The organism is Enterococcus sp. FZMF (assembly GCF_030263915.1).
GTDB lineage: Bacteria > Bacillota > Bacilli > Lactobacillales > Enterococcaceae > Enterococcus_D > Enterococcus_D casseliflavus.
In genome coordinates this window covers 322,066-338,512 of record NZ_CP127160.1, presented here as the reverse complement: position 1 = coordinate 338,512, position 16,447 = coordinate 322,066, and the positions used below count along the sequence as shown (strand labels likewise).

General features: G+C 44.1%; 14 protein-coding genes. 1 reads left to right on the top strand and 13 read right to left on the bottom strand.

What is annotated here, in order from left to right:
* Position 1: 1 nt before the first annotated feature.
* From QN079_RS01640 to QN079_RS01600, 9 genes are all read right to left on the bottom strand, one after another.
* A complete protein-coding gene (locus QN079_RS01640) occupies positions 2–562 on the bottom strand; it encodes a Maf family protein (RefSeq protein ID WP_289230302.1) in 561 nt (186 codons plus the stop codon).
* A complete protein-coding gene (mutL, locus tag QN079_RS01635) occupies positions 559–2,667 on the bottom strand; it encodes a DNA mismatch repair endonuclease MutL (RefSeq protein ID WP_289230301.1) in 2,109 nt (702 codons plus the stop codon). The genes QN079_RS01640 and mutL overlap by 4 nt, the downstream gene beginning before the upstream one ends.
* A 15-nt stretch (positions 2,668–2,682) precedes the next feature.
* Positions 2,683–5,235 (bottom strand): DNA mismatch repair protein MutS, encoded by a 2,553-nt coding sequence (gene mutS / locus QN079_RS01630; RefSeq protein ID WP_289230300.1) that lies wholly within the window; start codon positions 5,233–5,235, stop codon positions 2,683–2,685.
* Entirely contained in the window at positions 5,219–5,608 is a 390-nt protein-coding gene (locus QN079_RS01625; protein WP_289230299.1) for a YlbF family regulator, read from the bottom strand. The genes mutS and QN079_RS01625 overlap by 17 nt, the downstream gene beginning before the upstream one ends.
* 7 nt (positions 5,609–5,615) lie before the next feature.
* Complete coding sequence (locus QN079_RS01620; protein ID WP_010748642.1) at positions 5,616–6,413, bottom strand: TIGR00282 family metallophosphoesterase; 798 nt, start codon at positions 6,411–6,413, stop codon at positions 5,616–5,618.
* A 150-nt stretch (positions 6,414–6,563) separates the two neighbouring features.
* A complete protein-coding gene (gene pepT, locus QN079_RS01615; RefSeq protein WP_005227162.1) occupies positions 6,564–7,799 on the bottom strand; it encodes a peptidase T in 1,236 nt (411 codons plus the stop codon).
* A gap of 37 nt (positions 7,800–7,836) precedes the next feature.
* A complete protein-coding gene (locus QN079_RS01610) occupies positions 7,837–8,259 on the bottom strand; it encodes a methylglyoxal synthase (protein WP_008376307.1) in 423 nt (140 codons plus the stop codon).
* Between the two features lie 119 nt (positions 8,260–8,378).
* On the bottom strand, positions 8,379–9,155 hold the full coding sequence (locus tag QN079_RS01605) for a Cof-type HAD-IIB family hydrolase (RefSeq protein ID WP_005227160.1): 777 nt from the start codon (positions 9,153–9,155) through the stop codon (positions 8,379–8,381).
* Positions 9,156–9,372: 217 nt separating this feature from the next.
* Positions 9,373–10,170: a formate/nitrite transporter family protein gene (locus tag QN079_RS01600; RefSeq protein ID WP_289230298.1), complete on the bottom strand. Its 798-nt coding sequence runs from the start codon at positions 10,168–10,170 to the stop codon at positions 9,373–9,375.
* 367 nt (positions 10,171–10,537) lie between these two features.
* Between QN079_RS01600 and rpsD the strand changes: the two genes are divergently transcribed.
* Positions 10,538–11,149 (top strand): 30S ribosomal protein S4, encoded by a 612-nt coding sequence (gene rpsD, locus QN079_RS01595; RefSeq protein ID WP_005227158.1) that lies wholly within the window; start codon positions 10,538–10,540, stop codon positions 11,147–11,149.
* A gap of 146 nt (positions 11,150–11,295) precedes the next feature.
* On the opposite strand, the gene spx is transcribed toward rpsD, so the two are convergent.
* The 4 genes from spx to QN079_RS01575 all read right to left on the bottom strand — a co-directional run bounded on the left by spx (position 11,296) and on the right by QN079_RS01575 (position 16,446).
* Positions 11,296–11,745, bottom strand: coding sequence for a transcriptional regulator Spx (spx, locus tag QN079_RS01590; RefSeq protein WP_010748641.1), 450 nt, complete (start codon positions 11,743–11,745; stop codon positions 11,296–11,298).
* Between the two features lie 50 nt (positions 11,746–11,795).
* A complete protein-coding gene (locus QN079_RS01585; protein WP_005227156.1) occupies positions 11,796–12,197 on the bottom strand; it encodes an Asp23/Gls24 family envelope stress response protein in 402 nt (133 codons plus the stop codon).
* Positions 12,198–12,482: 285 nt separating this feature from the next.
* Positions 12,483–13,928, bottom strand: coding sequence for a peptidoglycan DD-metalloendopeptidase family protein (locus tag QN079_RS01580; RefSeq protein ID WP_289230297.1), 1,446 nt, complete (start codon positions 13,926–13,928; stop codon positions 12,483–12,485).
* 223 nt (positions 13,929–14,151) lie between these two features.
* Positions 14,152–16,446: a glycoside hydrolase family 65 protein gene (locus tag QN079_RS01575; RefSeq protein ID WP_289230296.1), complete on the bottom strand. Its 2,295-nt coding sequence runs from the start codon at positions 16,444–16,446 to the stop codon at positions 14,152–14,154.
* Between the last annotated feature and the right edge of the window lies 1 nt (position 16,447).

Genomic DNA, 16,447 nt, shown 5'->3' with positions numbered 1-16,447 from the left:
CTTATTCCTCCTCCGTAAACTCTTGCAACAACTGATAGACCGTAGCGACAGGAAATCCTACGATCGTATAAAAATCGCCGTTTATCGATGAGACAAATATTTTGGCTGCCCCTTGGATCCCATAAGCGCCCGCTTTGTCTTGGTACTCATCTAAGGCAAGATACTTGTCGATCTCTTGATCCGTCAAAGGACGAAACACAACTTCCGTCGAAACCACTGCTTGGCGTTGCTGTTTGCCTTTTTGCAAAACGACGGCGGTATGCACCCAATGGGTACGTCCGCTCATTTTTCGCAACATCGACCGAGCATCTTTACGGTCGACTGGCTTTCCTAAGATTTCTTCATCCACCACGACCGTCGTATCGCTTGCGATCACCAGATCTTCAGGATTGGTTTGTGCAATAGCCGCCACTTTTTCTGCTGCCATCCGTTGGACATAAGGGATCGCAGCTTCGTTTGGTCGGACCGACTCGTCGATATCTGCTGGTATGACCGCAAATTCCGAGACTAACTCCGCTAATAATTCTTTGCGCCGCGGCGACTGTGAAGCCAAAATAATCATTCCATGCCACTCCTTGCTCGATGAGGATCTTGAATCCGTTTGAACATCCGCTCCATGTCGCTGTTGGTGAAATGGATCAGCACCGGACGACCATGGGGACAGTTGAAGGGATTCTCGCATTTCGCTAAATCTTGCAACAAGATCCTAGCTTGTGCTTCATTCAAATAGTGATTGGCTTTGATGGATCGTTTGCAGCTCATCATGATCGCGGTTGCTTCACGAAACTTTTTGACACTGACACTTCCTGTCGTCAATAACATATCGATCATTTCGCGGATGATGGCTTCTTCTTCACCGCTAGGGTACCACGTCGGGTGCGCTCGGACGATGAAACTATTGGTCCCAAAAGATTCCAGATGGATCCCGACTTCTGCCAGCTTGTCGCTTTGTTCTTGTAATTGCAGTGCATCGCTGTTGGGATAATCCAAAACGATCGGCACCAACAATTCTTGCAGGTCATTGGTCACTTCGCCGATTTTTTCGCGGTAATACTCGTATTTGATTCGTTCTTGCGCCGCATGCTGGTCGACGATATATAGCCCCGCCTCGCTTTGGGCAAACAAATAGGTCCCATGCATCTGCCCAAAATAATCCAATTGGGGAAAACGCTCCTTCGCTGGTTCTTCTTCCAGCAACCGTTCGACCGTTTTTAGGTAGTTGCGGTCATCCCCATGCATTTCAGGATGCAGAGTCGCTTGACTTTGCAGATCTTGCGCCGTAAGCTCTGGCGTCTCATCTGGGAGAAAGACTGGCACTTCTGGCAGCGACGCTTTTGTTTCCGTCTGGCCTTCCACAAATGGTTTTCGGACAGGCTTATTTGGCAGCGTCTCTTCCAAACTGCGAAAGGTTTCCTCGGTTTCTTCCAACAGGTTGTCGCTAGATTCCTGTGGCATTTCTGGAAGTTTTCCACCTTCCTCCACAGGTTTTTCCACAGAGTTATCCACAGTCTGTTGATAAGTGTTGCCCCGCACCTCAAATTTCCCTGTTTCGCGATTATAAGACAACCCAGAAGTCGAATTTCCTGCTGACTCCAGTTCCAAGCCAAGCTGCTGGACTTTTGGCTGATCGGCAACTTTTTTCTTAAAACGCAGATTGTCAGCCGCGTTAGGAATCAAATTGATTTCCCGCAGCGCCTCATTGATGGCTTTACTGATTAGCTTGGTCAATTCTTCTTCTTTTGACAAACGAACTTCTTGCTTAGTCGGATGAACGTTGACATCGACTAATAAGGGGTCCATTTTGATTTCAAGGACAGCTAATGGAAAACGACCGACCATCAATTTTGATCCGTAACCAGCAACGATCGCTTTATTCAAAGCGAAGTTGCGAATATAACGACCATTGATGATCGTGGATAAATAGTTGCGGCTGGCTCGGGTGACTTCTGGCAGTGACACAAAGCCAGTGACTTTAAAGTCGAGGTCCTCAGTATCGATCGCGATCATTTTTTTGGCGGTTTCCACCCCGTAGATCCCTGCGATGGTTTGTTTTAACTGCCCACTTCCAGTGGTGCTCAACATCTTATTGCCTTCATGAACGAGACGAAAAGCCACTTCTGGGTGGCTCAGGGCGATCCGATTGACGATATCGCCGATGTTCGCTAGTTCCGTTTGCAGCGTCTTGACATATTTCAAACGTGCCGGTGTATTGTAAAAGAGGTTTTCCACAGTGATCTTGGTTCCTTGCCGCAAGTTGGCAGGCAGATGCTCTTCAACAGCGCCGCCTTTTAAGCGCACAAAGGAGCCTTGTTGGGCGCCTTTGACTGCCGTTTCAATCGAGAGGATCGAAACCGAAGCGATACTAGGCAAAGCTTCCCCGCGAAACCCGAGGGTACGTATTCGAAACAAGTCATCCCGATTGTGGATTTTACTGGTGGCGTGGCGTTTAAAGGCAGTCAAGACATCCTCTTCTGCAATTCCTTCGCCATTATCGATGACTTGGATTTTACGCAAGCCCGCTTCTTCAATAAAAATATCGATTTGGGTACTGCCGGCATCCACGGCGTTTTCAACTAATTCTTTGACGACAGAAGCCGGTCGCTCAACGACTTCTCCTGCCGCGATTTGGTTCGCCAGACGTTCGGATAACTCTTGGATCTTTCCCATCTGCTGACCTTCTTTCTAAATTCGTTTTTGCAGCTCGTACAATGTATTCAGAGCGTCCATCGGGGTCATTTCCAACAGATTCAATTTCTTCAATTGATCGATGACGCCGATTTCTTCCGTAGATACTTCACTAAACAACGACAACTGCTGACTTTCTTCGACGACGGGTTTTGGCTGTACCGTCGGTTCATGTTCTTCCAGCGCTTTTAAGATCGTGGCTGCGCGCTGTAAGAGTGCACTTGGCAGTCCAGCGATTTTGGCTACATGGATCCCATAGCTTTTATCTGCGGGCCCTTCCATCATCTTATGCAAGAAGACGACTTCGCCTTCTTTTTCAACGGCACCGACATGGACATTGCGCAAGTGCGCCAATTCCTCATCTAAAACCGTCAGCTCATGATAATGGGTGGAGAAAAGTGTTTTGGCATGAACTTCTTTGTGGATATATTCAATGATGGCTTGTGCCAATGCCATCCCATCATAGGTCGCAGTCCCACGCCCTAACTCATCAAACAAAATCAAGCTGTTAGGCGTTGCATGACGCAGCGCTTGGTTGGCTTCCATCATCTCCACCATAAACGTGCTTTGACCGGCGATCAGGTCATCGCTGGCACCGATGCGAGTAAAGATCCGATCAAAAATCGGCATCTCTGCAGATTGTGCGGGTACGAAACAGCCGATCTGCGCCATAATGACTAGCAAGGCAAACTGCCGCATGTACGTACTTTTCCCAGACATATTTGGGCCTGTGATCAACAAGATCTCTGTTTCTTCATCCATCACGATACTATTCAGAATGTACTCTTGGTGACCAAGGACTTTTTCCACTACAGGATGACGGCCGTCGATGATCGATACCGCTCGTTTTTTCGCTACTGTCGGCCGCACGTATTGGTAGCGTTCCGAAACTGTGGCGAAACTTTGTAAGACATCGACCGCACTGACGGCTTTGGCTAACTTTTGTAGACGGGTGATACTCTTTTTCACTTCTTCACGGACGTCAAGAAACAGGCGGTATTCCAAATCCACCGATTTCTCTTCGGCTTCTAAAATCAAAGTCTCCAGTTTTTTCAACTCGGGGGAAATAAACCGTTCCGCATTGGCTAACGTTTGCTTGCGCTCGTAGCGAGAGGTATCTAAATTCACTAGATTGGCTTTCGTGATCTCAATGTAATAGCCAAAGACGCGGTTGAACCCAACTTTCAGGTTTTTGACTCCCGTCGCTTGGCGTTCGTTGGCTTCTAATTCCGCCAGCCATTGCTTGCCGTTACGCATCGCTGTACGATATTCATCTAATTGTTGATGGAACCCGTCTTTGATGATGTTGCCTTCCGTGATCTGCAACGGGGCATCTTCATCGATCGCAGCTTCGATCAGTGCAACCAAATCATCTAGGGGCGTTAATTCCAGCAGCAAGTCATTCCACTCGCCACGGTTGATGCCTTGCAGCAATTGCGCGATCAAAGGCACTTGCTCCAAAGAAGATTTCAACTGCAGCAAATCGCGGCCATTGACATTTCCGAAGGCGACCCGTCCGACTAAGCGTTCCATGTCATAGACTTTCGTCAACGCTTCTTGCAGATCTGCTCGCTCAAAGAAACTGTCCAGTAACGATTGGACCATTTCTTGGCGGGCAGTGATTTTCTTTGGCTGGATCAAGGGACGGTCTAACCATTGCTTTAACAAACGGCCACCCATAGCGGTTTTTGTCTCGTCCAACAACCACAAAAGAGTCCCTTGTTTTTTGCCAGTTCGAATCGACTGCGTCAATTCTAAGTTGAATTTGGAATAATGATCCATTTTCAAGGCATGATCGGGCTGATATTCCACGGCTTGTTGAATATGCGCTAAACTGCGTTTTTGGGTGATCGCCAAATAACTTAGCAACTTCCCTGTGACTACTTTTTCTAACTCTTGGGAGAGAGGTTCTGTTAAAAATTGAAATTCGGCATTTTCTTCCAACGTTTCTTGCTTAGAAAACACGACATTCAAGCGATTGGTCAGTGTTGTTTGCAATGACTCAGGGATCTCGCTGCACAAAACGACTTCTTTCGTTTGCAGAGCGGCGGCCTCATTGACGACAGCTTCTTCATCTTCCAATTGCGCTGCTTTTAATTCACCGGTACTTAGATCGACATAGGCAAAGCCAAAACGCTCCTCTTGCTGCAAAACAGCTGTCAAAAAGTTGTTTTCTTTGGCGGATAGGCCTTTGCTGTCCATCACCGTTCCCGGCGTGATCAGTTGAACGACTTCGCGTTTGACCATTCCTTTGGTGGTTTTTGGATCTTCCACTTGCTCACAGATCGCTACTTTGTAGCCTTGCTCGATCAAGGTGTCGATGTAATTGCTGGCAGCGTGGTAAGGCACCCCACACATAGGGATCGGTTCCTCCGCATTTTTGTTGCGGCTGGTTAACGTCAGTTCTAAAATTTGTGCTGCCTTGACAGCATCCTCATTAAATAATTCATAGAAATCCCCTAAACGATAGAATAAAAAAGCATCTTGGTACTGAGCCTTGATGCTTAAATACTGTTCCATCATCGGGGTATTTTTAGTTTCTTGAGGCATTGGTTTCATCCTCCTCGATGGCTTTATTCATTTTCTTTTGGATCTCCGTCGTGACATATTGCAGCAATTCATCTGCTTGCAGTAACGCTTGGCGATAAGCAACCACTAAAGGATGCTGCTCGTATTCGTTTGTCAATGACGCATAACGCTGCTCGGCAGCTTTTTTTGCTTCGGGTTTCTCATAATGCTCAAATTGAACGATTTCTTTTTGCGCTTGCTTCAACGCTTCTTCCAGCTCCAATAGCCCTTGGTTTTGCAAGGCTCGTGCTTGAATTTCTTGAAATTCTTGAACGATCGGATGATCAGACAAGAGCCTTTGCAAAGCAGCCAGCTCTTGGGCAACGTGTGGTTCCTTGGCTAATTGCTCTTCCATGCTTCTCCTATTCTGTAAACGGGCGATCTTCACTGATTTGGATCGGACGGATCGATTTTGCTTTACCAGTGGCTTCATCAATCTCAAGCAAGCAAGCCGACAAAATACTGCGGCCTTTTTCAATCACTTCAAACCGTTGCGGCAACGCCGTCAAAAATTTTTCAATGACTGGTTCGCGTTTCATCCCCAAGATCCCATCATAAGGACCAGTCATGCCGACATCTGACAAATAAGCTGTTCCTTGGGGCAAAATCCGCGCATCATTGGTCTGGACGTGGGTATGCGTGCCGACGACTGCCGAAACACGGCCATCCAAATACCAGCCCATCGCTTGTTTTTCGCTGGTGGTCTCCCCATGAAAATCCACAAAGATAAATGGTGTGCGTTTGCGGGCAATCGCAACCAGTTCATCCATTTTGCGAAACGGATCATCAAGGTCTACCATGAATGAGCGAGCTTGCATGTTGATTACCGCTAATTCAATGGTGTTGACTTTCACAAACACCATGCCGACGCCCGGTGTTCCCTCTGGAAAATTGGCTGGACGAATCATTTTCTTCGCATCGCCAATAAATTCAAAAATGTCACGGTTGTCCCATGTATGATTGCCTAGTGTCACGACATCGACACCATCTTGCAAAAATTTCTTATAGATTTTACCAGTGATCCCACGACCCGCCGCCGCATTCTCGCCGTTTGCGATCGTCACCTGTGGCCGATACGCCTTTTTTAATTTTGGAAGGTACTCCGTGATCGTTTCTCTTCCTAATGAACCAACTACATCTCCAATGAATAATACCCGCACACATTTTTCCTCTTCTCTTTTAGCTTCTTTTCTATTATAAGGGTTTTGGTCCAGAAAAAAAAGGTTCTTTCACTTGCGGTTCTTCCCTGCAGCAGAACAAAAAAACACGCTAGACTCTTTCGCATCAGTCTAGCGTGTCGCTTAATTCTCTTAGGAAACAGTGGTGTCCTCTTGTCCTACATGTTCTACGATCGCCACGATCAAATCACGGGCTTTTTCCATCGCTTCCACGGTAATAAATTCATACTGGCCATGGAAGTTTTCACCGCCGACAAATAAGTTCGGTGTTGGGATCCCTTTATAGGTGATTTTCGAGCCATCGGTCCCGCCACGAAACGGTGCTTCGATCGGCGTCACGCCAATCGCTTGCATCCCTGCTCGGGCAGCTTCGATACTGCGGGGATCTTTCTTGATCAAATCCCCCATATTGTAATATTGATCATACAGCGTATAGGTGATACGTTCTTGCCCATAGGCTGTGTTCAGTTCATCAATGATCCCTACGATGTTGGCTTTTCGCTGTTCAAAAAGCGTATGATCGTGATCACGAATGATATAAGAAACTTCTGCTCGACCAATATGTCCCGTCAAATTGTGCAGCAGGTAGAAGCCTTCATACCCGCGGGTGCGTTCAGGAACTTCCTCTGCTGGTAAGGCATCATCGATTTGATGCGCGATTTTCAAGGCGTTGACCAAACGACCATAGGCAGTCCCAGGATGCACACTCGTACCGTCGATCGTTATATCGATACGAGCCGCATTAAAGGTTTCATATTCCATATGGCCCACGCGACCACTGTCCATCGTGTAAGCAAATGCTACTGGAAAATCCGCCGCATCAAAGCGATCAGCGCCAGTCCCGATCTCTTCGTCAGGACCAAAAGCAACCCAGACATCGCCACGCTTATGCGCATCCATCGTTTGTAAGATCCGCAGCGCATCAATGATCTCTGCGATACCAGCTTTATCATCTGCACCCAGCAGGGTCGTTCCATCCGTTGTGATCAACGTTTCGCCGACATAGTCTTTGAGATTAGGAAATTCAGCAGTTGTCATATAAATGGCTTTTTCTTTATTTAAACAAACATCCTTGCCATCGTAATTTTCATGGATCTGCGGTTGAATATTTTCAGCTTCGAAATCTGCCGTATCTACATGGGCAATAAAGCCGATCGCCGTTTTTTCAGGATTACCAGGTAGACGTCCGATCACAAAACTATTCTTTTCATAGTAAGCAACATCCGCTAATCCCATCTCGATCAACTGATCTTTCAATAAAAGAGCCAACTCAACTTGTCCCTGCGTCGTTGGGATGGTCTGACTCGTGGCATCCGAGCGAGTATTCATTTTTGCATAGGTCAAAAAATCCTTTAAGATTGCTTTCAATTCTGCACGTCCTTTTTCTTCAATTCTTCTACTATCTTTATAACGACAGGGGACGATTGTCCGTTTCGTGGATCACTTGTCGAAAATCAGCAAAGCCAGCTGCTAAGCCGCGCAGCAAGATCTCTGCCGTTCCCATATTGGTGGCTAAAGGAATCTCGTATACATCTGACAAGCGAATCAATGCCGTTACATCTGGTTCATGGGGTTGTGCGGCTAAAGGATCGCGCAAAAAGATCACCATGTCCAAGTCATCTTGCGAAATCATGGCGCCAATTTGCTGGTCTCCTCCCAGCGGCCCTGATTTGTAGCGGTGGACAGGCAACTGGGTTGCTTCTTCGATCCTCTTCCCCGTAGTTCCTGTTGCGAAAAGTTCATGCTGCGCTAAAATTTCTCGATAGGCAGTCACTAATTTTACCATTACATCCTTTTTTCGATCATGAGCAATCAATGCGATTTTCATTTGCTGCATTCCCCCTTTTTTCTATTGTACCAATTTATTTTCTTTGCGACCGAGAAAAAACAAAAAAAACATAGCACAGATGCCGCAAATCGACTGTGCTATGTCTAAAGGATTCCTTTTTAAATCAGTTGTAATTCTTTCAAGGCTAACCAGATGCCATCTTCATCATTGCTAGCGGTCACCATATCTGCGACTTGTTGGATCTCAGGGACCGCATTGCCCATTGCCACACCGACACCTGCGGCAGTCAGCATTTCACGATCGTTTTGGCCATCACCAAAACAGATCACATCTTCTTGTGCTATCCCTAATTGTTCTGCGACACACAGGATCGTTGCTGCTTTGGAGCCTTCTTTTGGAACGACATCCACACTGTTTTCATGCCAACGTACAAAACGCAGTTTGCTGTATTTCTCGTCAAAGAAATGCTCATACTCTTTTCCGTAAAAAGCCAATGCTTGATAGACTTCTTTTTCTTCAGGAAAGTCCATGTCCAACTCAGGAAGTTGGGCACCAAAGGAATGCATCGCTGCTTCCATTTTAGCAATATCCAACGAAGACGCTCGTTTCGCTGTATCCATCCCGACAAAGGCCGTATCGATCCCAAGCTCTTGGGCTTCTGCCACGAAAGCAGCCAATTGCGTTTCATCGAGCAAGTTTTTATATACCTGCTGATGTGAAAGAAAGGCGGCTGCCCCATTACATAAAATGTAATTATCAAAGGACAACGAACGAATAATGTCTTGGGCGTGAAAACGACTGCGCCCAGTGGCAACGGTCACGAAATGGCCAGCATCTCGCAGAAGATCAAGGGCTTTTAGCGTACTGTCTAGTGGCTGTTTGTTCGAGTCAAGCAAGGTTCCATCAATATCAAAGGCAAAGAATTTCCGATTCATAAAAGGTTAAGGCTCGCTTTCTATTAAGAAGTAACTAAGATTTTGGTCTTGGTTGCGGTCATTTTTACAAAAAACAGCAAGAAAAACCGTACATACTTATTCTTAACACAAATGACCGCTGATTTCAACGCTCCGTTAAGGGATGATAGCTTCTTCCTAGAGAAATCTTAGAGAAAAGAAAAAAAGAAGCATCGCTGCTTCTTTTTGTAGGTTCTGATTAGTCGACATAGGTCGATTTTGAGTTGTTCAACCATGCATAGCCAAGTCCCATGACCAAGCCACCGCCGATATAGTTACCAATAAAGGCAAAAACTAAATTATTGATCACACTGCCGACAGTCATGCCTGCCAAGTGTCCGCCTGAAGCCCAGAAAGCTAAGGTGAACGCTGGGAAGTTAGCGATGACGTGTTCGAAGCCTAAGAAAGCAAAGATGAAGATGATGAAAATGATTGCTGCGACTTTTCCAGCATCGTCTTTCATCCGCATGCTTACCAACACGGCTGTGTTTACCACGATATTGGCGAACATCGCTTCCACTAAAATTTGGATAGTGGATTTTTCTAATTTTGCAGTGATCGAGGTCAGCATAAAGTTGTCTGCGGTCAGCCCTTGAAAAGGTCCCGTTAGCGCAACGATCGAGCCGAAGATCACCCCGCCGATCAAGTTGAACAAGACACACGTAAGCAAAATTTTCAATGCCAAAGGAATACTTAGACGTTTACGGTAAACCCCAACAGTCATATACAACATATTCGATGTTCCTAATTCTGCGTTCATATAAAGAATCATGACTAAAGACCAGCTAAACATAAATGCATACAAAATTTTTCCTAACCCGTGAACCATTGATTCACCTTTCATAGCGATCGCAAAAGCAATAGCTGTTCCGAGGGTCAAGAATAAACAAGCCATCATCGCACGTACAGCGTAACGCAAATAACTACTCTTGATCAAATCGATTTTCTTTTCTATGGATGAATCGATCTTCTCAAATAATGGGGATACTGGATTCATTTTTCTACTCCTTTTATGAAAAATTTTACTTCGTTATAATTTGCACAATACTTCCATATTCTAATGACGAAATGCTGATTTGTAAAGAGATATTTGAAAATATAAGTAATTAATGAAAAATTTCAAGCTTTGTTTCCATCAAATCCAAAGCCAGCTCCATCTTGACTTTTGCCCCTAGTTTGTCGTATACTATTCCTTGTGTAAAATAATGCAGCAGGAAAATAACAGCTCGTCACCAGTTCGTTGCCCCTCGGGTGCAATTGCGTAACCGCGGCTGCAAAGGTGAAGATTGAAGAACGAACTGCACGAATGTGAGTTTTTCAACGGATTATTTTACTCCAAACTATTTTATTGGAGGAACTAAATTATGTCTCGTTATACAGGACCATCATGGAAAATTTCTCGTCGTTTAGGAATTTCTTTATCAGAAACTGGAAAAGAATTGGCACGTCGCCCTTACGCTCCAGGTCAACACGGACCAAACAGCCGTGGCAAAAAATCAGAATACGGCATGCAATTAACTGAAAAACAAAAATTGCGTCATATGTATGGCATGAACGAACGTCAATTCCGTACATTGTTTATCAAAGCAAGCAAAATCAAAGAAGGTAAACACGGTGTTAACTTCATGATCTTGCTAGAACAACGCTTAGATAACGTTGTTTACCGTCTAGGTTTAGCAACTACTCGTCGTCAAGCACGTCAATTAGTAAACCACGGTCACGTTTTAGTTGATGGCAAACGCGTTGATATCCCTTCATACCACGTTGAAGTTGGACAAGTCATCAGCGTTCGTGAAAAATCACAAAACATCTCAACAATCAAAGAAGCAGTTGAAGCAACAGCTGGCCGCGCGTCATTTGTAAGCTTTGATAGCGAAAAATTAGAAGGTTCATTAACTCGTTTACCTGAGCGTGATGAATTGTCTGCAGAAGTTGACGAAGCACTAGTCGTTGAATTCTACAACCAAAAACTTTAAGATTTCAACCGACACGATTCCTTTTTGGAATCGTGTTTTTTTGTGGACTCAACGGATTTACGGATCCTTTAAGAAGACCCTTGAAAAATACCAAAAAAACCGACAATGATACATCGCTGTATTCATTTGCCGGTTTTGTTCCTATTTTAGATAAAGTTCGCAACAGATTCGCCTTCTTCTTGCTTTTGGCGATAATTAAACATGAGCAGCTCTGTTTGGCGTCGTTTGAAAATGATCTTTCGTAAGTTTCGTGGCACGAATTTACGAATGTCTTCTTCATTGTACCCCACTTGGAGCTTGTTCTCATCTAAGATAATTGGTCGTTTCAATAAGTTCGGGTATTTTTCGATCAATGAAAGCAGCTCCTCTAGCTTCAACTCTTCTAAATCAATGTCTAGCTTTTGGTACACTTTCGAACGAGTAGATATAATGTCTTCCGTTCCATTTTTCGTTAAAGAAAGAATCTCCATTAGTTCATCACTATTTAATGGATCGCTAAAAATGTTTCTCTCTTTAAATGGCAGTTCATTTTCGGTCAACCATGCACGGGCTTTACGACATGACGTACAGCTGGGTGTTGTATATAGTGATATCATTTGTTCATTCTTCCTTTCTCTTTGATGTACTTCGATTTTTTGTTTGGTGCTCAACCTTCGATTTGATCGATCGTTTCCTGTTTGACGATATCGGCGATTCGAATATTGATCTCTTTGACTTTCAAAGAAGTCAAGCGGCTAATTTCTTCTAAGACCACTTCTTGGACTTGCGCAAAGAGTTTGGGGATATCTTTGCCGTAAGCCACGATTACTTCCAAATCAACTGCAACCTCTTCTTTGCCAACTTCCACATCAATGCCAGAAGCGACTTGCGGCTGTTCTTCAAGGTTTTCGGTCATATCTGAAAGAAATCTGCCATTTACACTAATCAAGCCATCAATTGACTGCAAAGCGACACCAACAATTGTTTCAATGACTTTCTCTTCAAAGGACAGTGGACTTGCTTGCGCTGCTTCATTAGACACATTCGTTGTTTGCTGATCGTCAGTCATTTTTCACACTCCTTGGTTAAATAAGAAAGGATACTAGAGACATCGCAAAGTCGCATACACGACCTTGTCTAAAGTGGACATTCCTCTTGGGAATTTTTTTCCCTACCTTTCTAGCATAAATTCTTTTTGTTTTTTTTACAAAGAAAAACACTTGTTTTCGGAATAAATTTATCGTGCAAGATAAAATGAATGCGCTAAAAAAATCTCAAAGCATAATTTTCCTGAAATGATTCGTTTTTCTTGACAAAAAAAAGAAAGCATCTACAACGCTCTCTTTTTTTCGTGTTATTTTGACAAAACTTCCAACGGATCAATCAGTTGGTGTCGCGCTAAACTTGGTGAAAGACTGACTTCAAAATGCAAGTGCGGGCCTGTACTGTTCCCCGTACTTCCCATAGAAGCAATCACCTCGCCTTGTTCGACCGTTTGACCGACTTCCACTAAATTGCGATGATTGTGGGCATACAATGTCGTCAGCCCATCTTTGTGCTCAATGGCAACGTAATTTCCCCATGAAGAATGATATTCTGAGCGGATCACCGTTCCTGAAAAACTAGCCATGATTGGCGTTCCTTGTGGTGCGGCGAAGTCCACTCCACGATGAAACCCATTGCCTCGCGGACCAAAGACAGAGGAGACAACTGGATTGCTGACAGGATAGATCATCTTTTCGCTGCCTGTCGGTAATTCTGGTTTCTCTTTGTCATAACTCGTCAGGGCATACGCTTCGATCAGCGCATTCAGCTTCTCATTGTATTGTGTATCTGATGCATAACGTCCGGTCAGATATTCCGTGGCGTCTTCATAAGATTCCGTTTCTGATTTCCAAACACCTTTATAAAAATTCGGATTGTGGTCCAATCCTTCTTTCAACAATTTCGCATAATCTTTCAAAGAAGATTCGATGCTGTCATATTGGCGAAAAGTGGCATGAACTGTGTATAAATTACCAGAGCCATCGTCTTCTTGCGTTTGGAAGGAAATCCCATTCCCTTCATAAAGTCCCTTAATACCAAATAAGTTATAAAAAGGCTCCTGGCTCAGACGGCTTCTTCCGCTGCCAGACTCTAAAATTGCTTGGGCAATCATGACCGATGCGTAAAGATCTTCTTCTTGTCCAACTTTACGAGCATCTTCTCCAATCTCCATAATAAAGTCCCACGTTTCTTTGACTGGCGTGACTTCAAATTTTGCTGGCTCATCTTCTTGCGGCGGCGTTACCGTCAACTCTGGTACATTCGGTACTTCTTTGATGTCAGGCGAAGGCTGGCTTGGTGTTGATTCTGGCTCAGGATTTGGTGTTGTCTCTGGTTCTGGTTCTGGATTTGGTGCTGGATTTGGTGCTGGTTCTTCTGGTTCTGGCGCCGGCTCAGGTGTTGGTTCTGGTTCTGGATTCGGCTCAGGATCAGGATTTGGTGTCGGCTCTTCTGGTTCCGGTGTTGGTTCTGGTGTCGGGGTTGGTTCTGGTTCTGGCAAAGGTTCTGGTGTTGGCTGTTCAGGAGCAGGTGTTGACTCTCCTGGAACTACTTCGCCGTTTTCTCCTGGTACCGTTGCGGCATCTTCAGGAACCAAGCCCATGGTTGGCCCGTTCACTCCCGGAACCGTTGACTCAGCTGTATTTTGACCTGCAGTAGACTCGTTCGTCAAAACAGATGCCGCAGCCGATACTGGCAGCATTGTTGAAAATTGACTGGTAATAATGGCAATCGCCATCCATTTTTTTATTTTCATTCGTGAACTTTCCTCCTTTATTCCTCCCTCTATCATACAAAAAATGCAAGAAACTTTGTAATCAATTTTTGCATTCCTATATGAAAAACGAGAAAAACTTGAATTTTCGCTACTCTTCCCTATCTTTAATTACGCACAAGAAGTTCCTCTTGCTTGCAAAAAAACAAAAAACAACGGTGCTGTTCTTCACCGTTGTTTTTTATGCGAATGAGCGCTAAGAAATTCAGACGATTCTTTTCGTTGCTCGCTCAATGACGATGGGATTTTGAGTAAGCGTCAGTTTCTTTTGATAGACTTGTAGTTGAATACCACTACCCTTTATTAGCGAAATTTTGATTGCCTGATGGTTGACTGACACGTCAATCAAACATTGGTTATACGTAATTTTGAATGTATATTTTTTCCAGTCTGCTGGAATTGTGGGGGCTATTTTTATTCCTTCTCCATCAGTTCTCACGCCACCAAATCCATAGACGATATTCATCCAAGCTGCAGCAATCGAAGTCATATGCAATCCTTCACGAGTATTACGATTGAAATTATCTAGATCCATTCTAGTGGCAAATTCAAAAAAATGATAAGCTTCATTTTCCATGCCCAATTCTGCCGCCAAAATAGAATGAATCGAAGGTGACAGCGAGGATTCGTGAATCGTCCTTGGTTCATAGTAATCATAGTTGATTTGCTTTTCCGCTTTCGGAAAAGATTGGTTATACAAGAAAAGAAACATTAAGACATCTGGTTGTTTGATCATATTGTTACGATAGATTCGATCGTAGGACCAATGATCATAAAGCGGGAACTCTTCGACGGGAACCGAGCGGATATCCACATGAGGCAATTTGAAAAAACCATCATGTTGTTCAAACAAACCATACTCCGTTTTTAAAATAAGCATTTCTTTGCTACAAATTTGCCAGTAACCAATCTCCTTTTCACTCAAACCATGCGCTGATAGAAGGGTACTATATCTAGTTTCGTCACTCGTTTTCAATTTTTTCAATACCTCTACAGTATAATCGAATGTTCTTTTCGCCATATAATTTGTATACGTGTTGTGATTTACCATCATCTGAAATTCATCTGGTCCCATCACCCCAAAAAAGCCAAATTCACCTTCTGGAGACCAATCACCTCTAGAAGCCAAAAAGCGTGAAATTTCAATCAACATTTCGATTCCGTGTCCATACAAAAATTCCGTATCTTTTGCTACCTGCATGTAGTGCCAGATACCATAAGCAACAGCCGTGCTTGGCTGAAACTGAAGGCTGGCATGCTGCCAAAGATCGCTGGCTTCGTTCCCATTCAATGTAGCGATGGGATAACACGCTCCTTGGCAATCAAGCTGGCGTGCTCGTTTTTTTGCTTCCGCCAATGTATGATAGCGAAATTCTAATAAATTTTTTGCTGCATCAAGATTTGTCAATAAGTAAAAAGGAAGGCAGGAAGTTTCCGTATCCCAAAAAGCATGTCCACCGTATGCTTCACCAGTGAGCCCTTTCGCACCAATATTATGACTAGGATCTTGACCATGGTATGTTTGATGTAACTGAAAGATGCAGTAGCGAATCCCTTGTTGATTACTTGGATCACCATCGATTTGGATGTCTTCCTTAGCCCAAACATTTTGCCAATAGGTGCGACTCTTTCGTTCCATCTCATCAAAGGAAAGACTTTTTTCCAGATCGGTGAGACAATGGTGTTTTAGTTGATTTAAATCAAGTCCGGTTTTATCGGCAATATTTACCGCATTTCGGTTTACTTGAAAGTTCATCCCTTCTTCTAGTTTAACGTTAAACTTGCGGCCGATAAATTTATCCCTTTCCACAAGTTGCGTGTCGAGGGACTCAGTGGCGGATAAAGAAAAGCCAGCATAAATGGTTTGCTTGGTGCTTCTTGTTTCTGCTGCTAAAAACGCATGCCTGTTTGAAGATTCTTTTTCTCGTTCCACCCAAAAATTTTGACCTTCAGATAGATGGCTCGTGGCAAAGTCAATCCCCATCAAAATTGAGATGGATGGACTACCTTCAATGACTTTTAACGAGATCTGCTGATACCCTAGTGATACCGTTTCTCTATCTAGTGAACGTACAAAAGTCACCTTTAATTTGATATCCTTCTCAGGTTTCCAATAAAAACTACGAGTCAAGATACCTGTTCTAAGATCAAGTCGTCGTTGAAAAGATTCGATATCTGAATAAGCTAAATCTAGTAACACCTCACCACACCAAATTCTGGTATATAGCCAATCGACCGCATTGACCATAAAATGACTCCTCGAAATGATCCCCTTATACTTTACGCGGTTTTCCTTAGGGCTATTTTCGTAGATTCCATTGAAGTAGCTACCTAGCAATCGTTCTCCCGAATATCCTTCTTCAAAATAACCACGGATGCCCATATATTCATTTGCCAAAGAAAAGATCGATTCGGACACTTCACTTCGTTCTTTATCAAACCCTTCTTCTGAAACACTCCACGGATCAACCGTATAGTATCTATCTGCAATCTTCCCCATA

Bases quoted from the DNA above. Each gene is read 5' to 3' on its own strand.
- QN079_RS01610 (WP_008376307.1), bottom strand. From the start codon at position 8,259: ATGAAAATCGCATTGATTGCTCATGATCGAAAAAAGGATGTAATGGTA.
- QN079_RS01575 (WP_289230296.1), bottom strand. From the start codon at position 16,446: ATGGGGAAGATTGCAGATAGATACTATACGGTTGATCCGTGGAGTGTT.
- spx (WP_010748641.1), bottom strand. From the start codon at position 11,745: ATGATATCACTATATACAACACCCAGCTGTACGTCATGTCGTAAAGCC.
- mutL (WP_289230301.1), bottom strand. From the start codon at position 2,667: ATGGGAAAGATCCAAGAGTTATCCGAACGTCTGGCGAACCAAATCGCG.
- QN079_RS01625 (WP_289230299.1), bottom strand. From the start codon at position 5,608: ATGGAAGAGCAATTAGCCAAGGAACCACACGTTGCCCAAGAGCTGGCT.
- QN079_RS01640 (WP_289230302.1), bottom strand. From the start codon at position 562: ATGATTATTTTGGCTTCACAGTCGCCGCGGCGCAAAGAATTATTAGCG.
- QN079_RS01585 (WP_005227156.1), bottom strand. From the start codon at position 12,197: ATGACTGACGATCAGCAAACAACGAATGTGTCTAATGAAGCAGCGCAA.
- QN079_RS01605 (WP_005227160.1), bottom strand. From the start codon at position 9,155: ATGAATCGGAAATTCTTTGCCTTTGATATTGATGGAACCTTGCTTGAC.
- mutS (WP_289230300.1), bottom strand. From the start codon at position 5,235: ATGCCTCAAGAAACTAAAAATACCCCGATGATGGAACAGTATTTAAGC.
- rpsD (WP_005227158.1), top strand. From the start codon at position 10,538: ATGTCTCGTTATACAGGACCATCATGGAAAATTTCTCGTCGTTTAGGA.
- QN079_RS01600 (WP_289230298.1), bottom strand. From the start codon at position 10,170: ATGAATCCAGTATCCCCATTATTTGAGAAGATCGATTCATCCATAGAA.
- QN079_RS01580 (WP_289230297.1), bottom strand. From the start codon at position 13,928: ATGAAAATAAAAAAATGGATGGCGATTGCCATTATTACCAGTCAATTT.